This window comes from Streptomyces sp. NPDC029151 (assembly GCF_055564315.1).
In genome coordinates this window covers 1-11,664 of the sequence record NZ_JBVHWQ010000018.1, presented here as the reverse complement: position 1 = coordinate 11,664, position 11,664 = coordinate 1, and the positions used below count along the sequence as shown (strand labels likewise).

The 11,664-nt window shown below is 74.4% G+C and carries 8 protein-coding genes and 1 pseudogene; all 9 read right to left on the bottom strand.

What is annotated here, in order from left to right; all coding sequences use genetic code 11:
* Position 1 precedes the first annotated feature (1 nt).
* A complete protein-coding gene (locus ACZ4VF_RS36945) occupies positions 2-1,498 on the bottom strand; it encodes a hypothetical protein (protein ID WP_467931549.1) in 1,497 nt (498 codons plus the stop codon).
* A gap of 113 nt (positions 1,499-1,611) precedes the next feature.
* Positions 1,612-3,315, bottom strand: a complete 1,704-nt coding sequence (locus ACZ4VF_RS36940) for a glycosyltransferase (RefSeq protein ID WP_467931548.1) — start codon at positions 3,313-3,315, stop codon at positions 1,612-1,614.
* Positions 3,316-3,648: 333 nt separating this feature from the next.
* Complete coding sequence (locus tag ACZ4VF_RS36935; protein ID WP_467931546.1) at positions 3,649-5,241, bottom strand: dipeptide ABC transporter ATP-binding protein; 1,593 nt, start codon at positions 5,239-5,241, stop codon at positions 3,649-3,651.
* On the bottom strand, positions 5,238-6,236 hold the full coding sequence (locus ACZ4VF_RS36930; protein WP_467931545.1) for an ABC transporter permease: 999 nt from the start codon (positions 6,234-6,236) through the stop codon (positions 5,238-5,240). The genes ACZ4VF_RS36935 and ACZ4VF_RS36930 overlap by 4 nt, the downstream gene beginning before the upstream one ends.
* The gene (locus ACZ4VF_RS36925) at positions 6,233-7,300 is read right to left on the bottom strand and encodes an ABC transporter permease (RefSeq protein ID WP_467931544.1); all 1,068 of its coding nucleotides are present in this window, start codon (positions 7,298-7,300) and stop codon (positions 6,233-6,235) included. The genes ACZ4VF_RS36930 and ACZ4VF_RS36925 overlap by 4 nt, the downstream gene beginning before the upstream one ends.
* Before the next feature lie 4 nt (positions 7,301-7,304).
* Positions 7,305-9,023 (bottom strand): ABC transporter substrate-binding protein, encoded by a 1,719-nt coding sequence (locus ACZ4VF_RS36920; RefSeq protein ID WP_467931542.1) that lies wholly within the window; start codon positions 9,021-9,023, stop codon positions 7,305-7,307.
* A gap of 232 nt (positions 9,024-9,255) precedes the next feature.
* A complete protein-coding gene (locus ACZ4VF_RS36915) occupies positions 9,256-9,351 on the bottom strand; it encodes an Ms4533A family Cys-rich leader peptide (RefSeq protein ID WP_387508797.1) in 96 nt (31 codons plus the stop codon).
* Between the two features lie 56 nt (positions 9,352-9,407).
* Positions 9,408-10,691, bottom strand: a complete 1,284-nt coding sequence (locus ACZ4VF_RS36910) for a DUF3152 domain-containing protein (protein WP_467931622.1) — start codon at positions 10,689-10,691, stop codon at positions 9,408-9,410.
* 59 nt (positions 10,692-10,750) lie between these two features.
* Positions 10,751-11,416: pseudogene (locus ACZ4VF_RS36905) on the bottom strand (alpha/beta fold hydrolase); the annotation flags it as partial.
* Positions 11,417-11,664 lie beyond the last annotated feature (248 nt).

Here is an 11,664-nt window from a genome sequence, read left to right as displayed (position 1 = left end):
TTCACTCGGGCGCTCCCGTGGGCGCGTGGGCCGAGGCTCGGGTGAGGGTGCGGCCGGCGTGCCACAGCAGGGCCAGGGCCGCGGTGCCGCAGGCCAGGGCGGGTACGGCGGTCTCGCCCCAGGCACCGATGAGGGTCTCGACGGGCGTCGCCAGGAAGGCGCAGCCGGGCAGCCGGCCGGCCAGGGGCAGTGCCAGGGCCGCCGCCTCCGCGGCCGTCGCCGCGCCGAGCGCCAGGGCGGGCGCACGGCGGTGCCGGTGCGCGGTGAGCAGGCGGGCGAGGAGGAACAGGGCGCCCAGCGTCAGGGCCTGCGGGAAGGCGGCGGGCTCGTGCAGGACGGTGCCGCACGCGGCGAGCAGTGCGGTCAGCGCGCCCAGGAACAGGGCGAACACGCCGGACAGCAGTGGTTTCGCGGCCGCCGTGAAGTCCCCCAGGCCCCGGCTGCGCACGAGTCTGCGGCGGGCGCCTGCGGCGAGCAGGTGGGCGGACCAGGCCGCCGGGGCGCAGGCCACGAGGAGGGCGAGGACGGGCGCGGTGGCCGTGGGCCACGGGCCGTCCGCAGTCCCGGTGGGCGGGGAGTCGGGGCCGCCCGTCAGAACCGCGTGGAGGAGTCCGTCGCCGACCAGGGTGTACCCGAGCAGCCAGAGCGTGCACGCACGCGGACCGAGAGCGGTGCACCACGTGCGCGTGCGGGGACGCGGGCGGGGGACGGTGCGCCACGCGCGCGTGCCCGACGGGCACGCGAGCGGGCCGTGGCGCAGGGCCGCGCGGACGGCGACGCCGACGGCGAGGAGACCGCCGAGTGCGACCAGCAGCCGGAGGTGCCCGTGGGTGAGGCGCAGCCCGGTCACCGTGGCCGCGCCGAGCGCTCCGGGCAGGAGGCTGAGCAGGACCCAGCCGGCACGGACCCGGGGCGCCGGCAGGGACCCGGCGTCGGGGCGCGGTTCGGCGGTGCGCGGCACGCGCGCGTACAGCTCCTCGGCGAGGGAGAACACGTCGCGGTGGCGGAAGCGGGCGGCGGTGCGGTCGGTGACGCCGTGCGCCTCCAGTCCCGCCGCGATCTCCAGCGGGTCCACGGCCCGCTCGCACAGCGCGCGGTGCCGGTGCAGCAGGGCTTTCACCGGGTCACCGGCCCCTCGGCGCGGACCCACGGCCCGCCTCCGCCCGGCCTCCGCCCCCGCCCTGGCTTCCGCGTCCGCCTTGGCCTCCACCGCGGCCCGCGGGACGCCCGCGGCGTCCCCGCCCCGGCCGCGTCCGCTCACGGCGCCCCCGTCCCGGTCACGGCCGGGGCCGGCAGGTGACGAGGCGGCGCGGGTGGTTCCGTCCGGGGTCGGGCCGTCGCCGATGACGTCGGCAGGGGACGAGGCGTCACGGGCGGGGCCGGCCGGGATCCCGGACGCGTGCCCCGTGCTCCGCACGACGGGGTCGGCCGTCAGCCACTCCCCCGACCGCGCGTCCCAGGGGTCGGCACCACGGGGCGTTCCGGGCCGGTCCGCCAAGGCCGGCTCTCCACGACCCGGGGTGGCGTCACCGGCGGATCCGTCCGCCGCGGCGGAAACGGCCCCCCCACCCCCGCCGGCCCCCCCGCCCACGGTCCGGTCGTCCAGGTCGCTCATCGCGCTCCCTCCGCCGCCAGCGGGGTCGCGCGGACCGGGGTGTGGGGGGCCCAGGTGGGGACGGAGCGGGCGGGGGCGGAGCGGGGCACGACGGGGGCCGTGGGGACGGTCCAGCGGCCCGGGACGTGGGACTCGGCCGGGGTGGCGAACGGCAGGGGTTCGCCGGACTCGTCCAGGACGACCCGGCGGACCGGGCAGTGCGAGACGATCTCCAGGTAAATGCCGTGAAATGCCGCGATGTTCTGCTCGACGGTGAACAGTTCGAGTGCCCGGGCGCGCGCGGCGGCACCGAGGCGCTCACGGCGCTCGGGGTCGCGCAGCAGCGCCACGCACGCCTCGGCGAGCGCCCGGGGATTGCGCGGGGGCACGACCAGCCCCGTGCCCCCGATGACCTCCACGACCGCGCCGACGTCCGTGGACACGGTGGCCCGGCCGCAGAACATGGCCTCGACGAGGCCGACCGGAAAGCCCTCGACGACGCTGGAGAGGACGACGACCGCGCCGGCGGCGTACGCGTCGGGCAGCGTGGGGGCGTCCGGTGCGCCGATCTCCTCGAAGGAGACGGGGTTGTCGCCGACGGCGTGCGCCCCCTCGGCCTCGTCCGGGAAGAGCTGCGCGGCCAGCGCCCGGCAGTGGCCGAGGTACTCCGCGCCCTCGGCGCCGGAGGGCGAGCCGACGATCCGCAGGCGGGCCTCGGGCTCCTCCCTGCGGACCTCGGCGAACGCGTGCAGCAGGGACACCAGGTCCTTCGCGGGTTCGACGCGGCCGACCCAGACCAGGGTGTGCGGATCGGCGCGGTCCGGGGACTCGCCGACCTCGGTGAAGCGGCCGGCCGCCATGCCGGGGTAGACCGTGCGGATCCGCGCGCGGTCGGCGCCGCACCGCTCCTGCCAGCGGCGGGCGTGCGCGTTGCCCGGGGTGAGGAGGGCGGCACGGCGGTAGACCTCGGCGGCGAGCCGGCCGTGGAAGGCGCCGAGCAGGGCGCGGACGGCGGGAGCGGCGGTGTCGGGGCCGAGGGCCAGGTAGTGCGAGCGCAGGTGGACGCCGTACTCGGTGACGAGCAGCGGTACGTCGCAGAAGTGCCGGGCGAGCAGTCCGGCGAGGGCGGCGGGGCCGCCGGTGGTGGCGTGGCAGAGGTCGGCCGCACCGAGGGCGTCGTCGTCGTACCAGTCGAGGGAGAGGGGGCGCAGGGCGCGTTCGAGGTGGCCGGCGACGGCGAGGAGATCGGGCACGCGCGCCTCGTGCGCCGCGCGCAGCGCGTGCGGGCCACGACAGGCGCGCTCCAGGGCGCGTACGGCGGTGTCGGAGCGCAGGGCGCCGACGAGTCCGCCCTTGTCGCGGGCGAGTTCGGCGAGCCCGTACAGCGCGCTGCCGAAACGGTCCGCCAGATGATCGGGACAGTCCTGGGAGCCGGTGTCCGGGGCACCTTCGGCCACGGCCGGGGCGCCTGCGGCGCATACCGCCGCGACCAGTTCGCCGTAGTACTCGGCGAAGCGCCGGCGCGTGCGCCGTCCGTGGGTGGCGCCGTCGTCCCCGGCCGTCCAGGGCGGCGCCGTACGCACCCGCCGGACCTGTGGCGGGAGCGGGACGCGGGCGTCGTCCTGCCGGAGCCGGCCGCCGCCGAGCGCGTAGACGTCGAACTCGTGCTGCCCGAGCCCGCGCACGAGCCGGTCGCACCAGAGCATGGCGTCACCGCTCACATACGGATGGCCACCTTCGGTGAGCAGTCCTATGCGCACGTGTACACCCCCGATCTCCCGTCTGGGGAGCCGCCCGTTCGTGTCCCGGCGGCTCACAGCGGGATGAACGTAAGGGGACGAGGCGGTGGGGGGGGGGGGGGGGGGGGGGGGGGGGGGGGGGATGTTTTCCCTCCCCACCACCAAAAGGGGTGAACAGTCGTAACTTTCGCGCGCGGGTCGCGTTCCGTCGCGCTAAGGGACCGGACGGTGATCGTCCGAGCGCGAAACGTTACGCCACCCGCCGGCTCGGCCCGCGTGCCGGACGCCGGGACACCCGCCGGTGCACGCCGGGTTTCAGACGGTTGCCGGTGCGCGCCGGGCCGCGCGCCGCCGCTCCGCCAGCTCCGGGTCGAGCGCGGGTACGGCGGCCAGCAGCTGCCGGGTGTACGGCTCGCGCGGGCTGTCGTAGACCTCGTCGGCGGGCCCGTACTCGACGAGCCGGCCGCGCCGCATCACCGCCACCCGGTCGCTGACCTGGCGGACGACGGCGAGGTCGTGCGCGATGAAGACCAGCGCGAGGCCGAGTTCCCGCTGGAGCTCGCCGAGCAGGGCGACCACCTGGGCCTGGGTGGTGACGTCGAGCGCGGAGACGGGCTCGTCGCACACGATGGCGCGCGGCTCGGCGGCGAGCGCCCGCGCGATGCCGACGCGCTGGCGCTGTCCGCCGCTGAACTCGTGCGGATAACGGTCGTAGTGCGCCCCGTCGAGCCCCACGCGCTCCAGCAGTTCCCTGACCCGCCCCCGGATGCGCTCCTCGTCCCGGTCGCCGCGCGCGCGGAGCGGGTCGGCGATGGACTCGCCCACGCTGCGGCGGGGGTTGAGGGAGGAGACGGGGTCCTGGAAGACCATCTGGACGGCCGGGTTCACCCCGGTGTGCGGACCCCCCGCGTAGCGGATCTCGCCGGCGGTGGGTTCGAGCAGCCCGACGAGCATGCGGCCGAGCGTGGTCTTGCCGCTGCCGCTCTCGCCGACCACGCCGAGGGTCTCCCCGCGCCGGACGGTCACCGAGACGTCGTCCACGGCCGTCAGCGCCCGCTTGCCGCGCCCGAACGCGCGCCGCACGCCGACGGTCTCCAGCACGACCTCGTCCGTGGCCGGGGAGCCGGTCCGGCGGGCGTCCACGCGCGGGACGGCGTCGAGCAGTTCGCGGGTGTACGGCTCGGCGGGTGCCGCGAGGACCGCGCCGACCGGGCCGCGTTCGACGGCCCTGCCGTGCCGCATGACGAGGACGTCGTCCACGCTCTCGGCGGCCACGCCCACGTCGTGGGTGACGAGCAGCAGCCCCATGCCCGTCTCCTCGCGCAGCCCGTGCAGCAGATCGAGGATCTGGGCCTGCACGGTGACGTCGAGCGCGGTGGTCGGCTCGTCGGCGATCAGCAGGTCCGGATCGCAGGCCAGGGCCATGGCGATGAGTGCGCGCTGGCGCATGCCGCCGCTGAACTCGTGCGGGCGGGACCGGGCCCGCCGCGCCGCCTCCGGGATGCCGACCCGCTCCAGGACCTGCACGGCACGCGCGCGTGCGGCGCGCCGCGACACGCGCGCGTGGACGCGGTGGACCTCGGCGATCTGGTCGCCGATCGCGTAGTACGGGTCGAGCGAGGACAGCGGGTCCTGGAAGACCATGGCGGCCTTCGCGCCGCGCAGCCGGCGCAGCTCCTCGTCCGAGGCCGCCTGCACGTCGGTGCCGGCCACCCGCACCGAGCCGCCGACCCGGGCCCCGGTGCCCCGGTGCAGGCCCAGCAGGGCGCCCGCGACCGTGGACTTGCCGGAGCCGGACTCGCCGACCAGGGCGAGGGCGGCGCCCTTCGCCAGGCTGAAGGAGAGCCCGTCGACGGCGCGCAGGGCCCCGAACTCGACGGTCAGGTCCGTCACGTCCACCAGGCTCATGCGAGCACCACCCGTCGGTCGGCCACCGCGTACAGGACGTCCGCGACGGCGTTGGCGAGGACCACGAAGAAGCCGGTCACCAGGACCATGCCGACGACCACCGGCAGGTCGACGACCTTGACCGCGTGCACCAGTTCCTGTCCGATGCCGGGCAGCCCGAACAGGGTCTCGGTGAGGACGGCGCCGCCGATGGCCGAGCCGAAGGTGACCGCGTTGAGCGCGATGACGGAGGCCGTCGCGCCGCGCAGCGCGTGCCGGGTGATCACCGCGCGTTCGCCGACGCCGTACGCCCGGAAGGTACGGATGTGGTCCTCGGCCAGCGTCTCCAGCATCGACGCCCGGGTCAGCCGGGCGAAGTTGGCCGCCTCGACGAGGGCGAGGGAGAACCAGGGCAGCAGCAGGTTCCAGGCCCACTGTTCGGGGTCGTCGGTGAAGTTCACGTACTGCGGGAAGGGCAGCAGCTGGAGTTCGCCGCAGACGACGATCATCAGGACCAGGCCGATGACGAAGACGGGCGTGGCGACGCCGGCGAGGGTGACCGCGGTCAGGACGCGTTCGGAGAGCCGGCCGCGCCGCCAGGCGGAGAGCACTCCGGTGCCGACGCCGAGCAGGAGCCAGATCACCATCGCGCCGAGCACCAGCGAGAGGCTCACCGGCAGCTTGGTCAGCAGGATGTCGGTGACCTGCCGGCCGCTCTGGTACGACTGGCCGAGGCAGGGCGCCGGGCAGTGCTCCACGGAGGTGCCCGTGGAGAAGTCCTGGCCCGCGAAGATCCCCTGCAGGAAGTGCCAGTAGCGCACGTACAGCGGGTCGTCGAGGTGGAGCTGCAGCGCCACCTGGTGGACCTGGGCCGGGGAGCAGCGCGGGCCGCAGGTGATCTGGGCGACGTCGCCGGGGGTGACGTAGAAGACGACGTAGATGACCACCGAGAGCACGAACAGGGTGACCACGGCGCCGATGACCCGGCGCAGCACGAAGCCGGTGAAGCCGCTCACGGCCGGTCCTCCTTCCCTGGCTTGACCGGCCGGCCCGGCTCGCTCGGTTCTCCGGCGGGTACGGCGGTGCCGGCGCGCGCCTCCCGCTTGCGGCCGGTGCCGATGCGCAGGCGCGAGGCGGCGCGCGGGTCGAGGGCGACGCGGACGCCGTCGCCCAGGACGGTCATCGCGACCACGGTGACGAACAGGGCGAGCGCGGGCAGCAGCAGGTACTGCGGGGCCGCCTGGTACCAGACGTCGGCGGAGGTGAGCATCTGGCCCCACGAGGGGGTGGGCGGCTTCACGCCGACTCCGAGGAAGGACAGGGCCGCCTCGGCGCTGATGTTCGACGGGATCAGCAGCGCGGCGTACGTGATGACCGGCGCGGCGAGGCCCGGGAGCAGTTCGCGCACGGCGGTCCGCCAGGTGCTCCAGCCACTGAGCCGGGACGCGGCGACGTAGTCGAGGTTCTTCAGGGTGAGGGTCTGCGCGCGCACCATCTTCGCCGTCGTGGACCACCCGGAGACCAGCGAGATGATCAGCGCGACCAGGACCGGGCGCGGGAAGCTGCCGGGCACGATGGCCAGCAGCGCGAGCGCCATGATCATCAGCGGCATGGAGAGGAAGATGTCGGTGACGCGGCTGAGGACCAGGTCGACCCAGCGGTTGCCCAGCCCGGCGGCCACGCCCATGGCGACGCCGAGGACGACCTGGACCAGCATGGCGCCCAGCGACACGCCCAGTGAGACCCGCGCTCCGTAGACCAGCCGGGCGAACATGTCGCGTCCGGTCTGCGGTTCGACGCCCAGCCAGTGGTCGGCGCCCACGCCGCCGAAGGAACCGATGGGCACGCCGCCGCGCGCGGAGTCGATCAGGGCGGGGTGGTACGTGGTGGGGTCCTGGCCCTCCAGGGCGGTGAGCAGCGGCGCGGCGAGCGCCACCAGGACGAGCAGCGCGACGACGGCCGCGGCGACCAGGGCGGCCCGCTGCGCCCGCAGCCGCCGCCAGAACTGACGTGCCCCCGGGACCGCCGGGACGGAGAGGTCCGTCCCGGCGGTCTCGACGGCGGCAAGTGCCTCGCTCACGGTGCTACTTCACCGCGACCTGGGAGATGTCCAGGACACCGGTCCAGTCGCTGATGACGACGTTCTTGACGTCCGAGCCGTACAACCGCTTGTAGACGGGGTGGAACAGCGGGACGACGAGGGCCTTCTGGCCGATCTTCTCGTCCAGCGCGCCCCACCGACCGGCGGCGGCGTCAAGATCGGTCAACTTGTTGATCGCGTCAATCTCGTCATTGACCGACTTGTCGTTGAGCTGGCCCGTGTTGAAGTTCGCGCCGTCCTTGACGATCTGCCGGCCGTCGAAGATGGGGGCCAGGAAGGGGCCGCCGGACGGCCAGTCCGCGCCCCAGTGGGCGAGGAAGAGACCGGGCTCGGTCTTCACACTGTGGATCTTGTCCCGGTAGTCGTTGTCCTCCAGGCCCTGCAGCCTGACCGTGATGCCGGCCTTCTTCAGGGCGTCCTGGACGGCGGTGGCGATCTCCGGGCTGGTCTCGAAGTCCTTGTTGTTGGAGTGGGTCAGCGTCACCGTGAGGCCGTCGCGGTAACCGGCCCGCTTCAGCAGCTCCCTGGCCTTCGCCGCGTTGCCGGACGCGCCCGCCGGGAACGGGTCGTACGGCGTGTAACCGAAGGACTTCTGGTTCGGCAGGAAGGTGGTGGCGGGCTCGGCGAGGGCACTGCCGCCGGCCGCGTTGACCACGGAGGACCGGTCGATGGCGTAGGCGATCGCCTGGCGCACCTCCGGCTTGTCGAACGGCTTCACCTTCGGGTTGAAGGCGAGGTAGTTCGTGTAGCCGAAGTGGCCGGTGCCCACGCGCGCGGCCAGCCTCTTGTCACCGGTCACCTTGGCGAGTTCGGCCGGGCCGAGGTTGGTGTCCGTGGTGACGGCGGCGGCGTCCGCGCCCTGGGACGCGGACAGCCGCTGGTTGATCACCGAGGAGTCGAGGCCGGAGCGCACGTCGATGCTGTCCGGGTACGCCTTGCGCTCCCCGTCGGTCGCCGGCGACCAGTACGTGTTGCGCTCCAGGACGAGGTGCTCGCCGTCGTTCTCGTTCTTGACGACCTTGTACGGACCGGAGGAGACCGGGTGGGACTCGTACCTGGTGCCGGTGTCCTTGCTCTTGGGCACCGGGGTGAACTGCGTCTGCGTGGCGAGGTAGGGGAACTCGCCCTCGGGCTTGTTCAGGTGGAAGACGATGGTCCGGGCGTCCGGCGTCTCGATCGCGGACAGGCCCTTCTTGTCCTTGTACGGCCCCTGGTAGTCGGCGGCACCGACCAGCCAGTCCCGCAGGTAGGGCGCCCCGCCGGAGAGTTCGGGGGCGAAGGAGCGCTCGATGCCGTACTTGACGTCGGCCGAGGTGATCGGCGTGCCGTCCTCGTACTTGAGGCCCTTCTTCAGGGTGTACGTCCACACGGTCGCGTTCTTGTCGGGGCGCCCGGTGTCGGTGGCGAGGTCCGGGACGACCTTGGCGCCGGCCGCGCCGTTCTCGCGGTTGCGCGTGGTGAGGGTGCGGAAGACAAGCGAGGGGACGTTTCCGCCGCCGGAGGTGTACAGCCGCGCGGGGTCGAAGTCGGTCTGCGGCTCGGAGTTCAGGACCGTGAGCGTGCCGCCCTTGTGGGGCGCGGAGTCGCCACCGGAACCCTTGGCATCGCTGTCCTCAGGGCCGCAGGCGGCGGCGCCCGCTGCCACGACCAGGCTGACGGATGCCGCTGCCACGCGGCGCGCTATGACGGACGGTTGACGCATCGGAATGACGACCTCTCGGGTGACGTGACGGGGTTGATCAAGAGCCGATCAGGACGTGGGCGAGGGTTTCTCGCTCGCTGCTCGATCGTTTCTCGACAGGTGAGACATGTGGACGAGGAGTGAGACGGCTGCGGGCAGACGTCGGCCCCGGCGTCGGGTCGTCGAGAGATCCGTGGCACGGCCACGGACGGTGAGGGAGAAGGGTCGCGACGCGAACGCCGGGGAGGCGGCGTCAGCGACAGTGGATGTCGGCCACGCAGAGCGCGGTCACGCCGATGAGCGCCAGCTCGATGGCGGCGCTCCCAGGGACGGCATGACTAGACCACATGCGCAGAAATATGTATGAACTCACGACTCATGTCAATGTGACATAAGTGAACCCGGTCAACTCGTGGGATACGGCCAGGGGTTGGGCCGGCAGTGGATCCCGTCGTGGTCGAGGAACTTGGTCTGCTGCTGCATGACGGGGGCCGGCTCGCCGTCCTTCTGGCAGGTGACATGGCCGTGGCCCAGCCGGTGGCCGACTTCATGGTTGATCAACATCTGCCGGTACGCATGGATCCGGTCACCGTACGTCGTGCTGCCTTGAGCCCACCGGTACGCATTGATCATGACGCGTTCGGTCGCGGCCGAGTCGCAGGAGACGTTGTCCTCGGTGGTGTCCAGGCCGGACTTGGCACACCACTTGGCGGTGGTGCCGGGGCTGGCCAGCGTGATCACGAAGTCGGGCTTGCCGGAGGAGACGCGCTCGAAGGTGCGGGCACCGCCGTGCGCCCAGCTGCGCCTGTCGTTCAAGGTCTTCTGCACGGCCTCGGCGAACAGCGCGCCGTCCAGCCCCAGGCCCTGTTCGACGTCGACGCGGTAGCGGTACTTCTGCCCGGTGCCGGGGGCCTTGTCGAGTCCGGGCACGGCGTCGAACTTCCCCGGCCCGGTCGCCGTGGCACCGAGCGGATACTTCTGCCCCATCTTCTGGTCGTACGTCAGCGTCACCGCGCTCGGCCCGCCGGAGGGTGTCGGCACGCCCGGGATGCCGGCACCCGCGTCGTGGACCGGGCCGGTGACGGACTGCGCCTGCGCGTCCCCGTCCCGGCCCTCGGCCACCTGGCCGGCGACGACCACCGCGAGCACGGTGACGACGGCGGCCGCCGCGATACCGGTGAAGGCCCACCCCTTGGTCCCGCCGCGCTGCGCGGGCACAGCGGCTCCCGACGCGGGGGCCCCGGTCTCATCGGTGTCCGGGGCGTCCCCGGTGTCCCGGGTGCCCCGGGCGTCGTCGCCGTCGGCCCGGGACCCGTCGAAGGCGTCGAGGTACTCCTGCCGGGGGCCACGGCGGCGCCGCGCCCCGCCGGGCCCGGGGGTACCCGGCTCCGCCCGTCGCTGCCGGGGCAGCACGACACCGGGCCCGCCGGCACCGCCCGCCCGCCCGGCCAACTCCCCCCAGCCGCCGCCGGCTTCCCGCTGCTCGGGGTGTCCGCCCCGCACCCCCGGCACCGGCGCGTCACCGCCGGCCCTCGGCACACCACGGGCCGGAGTTCCGTCGCCCGCCCCCGGCACACCACGCGCGGGAGTGCCCTCGGGAGGCCGAGGAGCGGCGCCGGGGGCACCCGGCGCGCCGTCCCTTCCCTCATCGGGGCGTGCGCCCCGTCGGTCCTCGCGTCGTGCGGCTATGTCCGCGGAGTCGCTCTTGGGCGCCGGTCCGCGGCGGCTGTGACGTCCCACCCCGGCCCTCAGCTCCTCGTGCCCGTGGCGACGGAGTCGGCACCGGCACCGGCCTCGGCGCCCTCGCGGGAGCCGTCCGCCTGCGCGAGGAGTTCCCGGAAGGCACCGGCCACCACGTCCGGGTACTCCATCATCGCCACGTGACCGGCGTCCGGCAGGCACAGCAGACGGGAGTCACGGAAGGCACGGGCGGCCTTGTGGGCCATGCGGAAGCCGACGAGCTGGTCCCGGCCTCCGTAGATCAGCAGGGTGGGGGCGAGCACCCGCTCGGCCTGCCGCCACAGCCCGTGCTGCCCGCCGAGCGTGTACGCGTTGACGATCCCGCGCGCGGAGCGGGCCATCGCGTCCCAGAAGTACGGCAGACGCAGCCGCCGTTCCAGCTCCTCGACGGCATGCCGAAACGCTTCCGGCGACACCCGCCCGGGATCGCCGTAGCAGAGCGCCATGACACCGCGCACCCGCTGCTCGGCCGTCCACTCCCTGGTGAGCCGGGTGAACAGGGCGGCGACACCGGGCACGGCGAGCAGCCCCGTCGGCACCGCGGTGCGCTGCACCCGCAGCTCGGGCAGGGCGGGCGACACGAGCGTGAGCGTACGGACCAGGTCGGGGCGGACGGCGGCCACGCGCGTGGCGACCGCGCCGCCGAGCGAGTTGCCGAAGAGGTGGACCGGGCCGGGGGGGGGGGGGGGGGAGGAGGGGGGGGAGGGGGGGGGGGGGGGGGGGGGGGGGGGGTGGGGGTGGTGGGGGGGGGGGGGGGGGGGGTGGGGGGGGGGGGGGGGGGGGGGGGGGGGGGAGGGGGGGGGGGGGGAAGGGGGGGGGGGGGGGGGGGGGGGGGGGAGGGGGGGGGGGGGGGGGTGGTGGGGGGGGGGGGGGGGGGCCCAGTACCCCGCTGTTTTTATCGGGAGACGGGACGAAGCCCCAT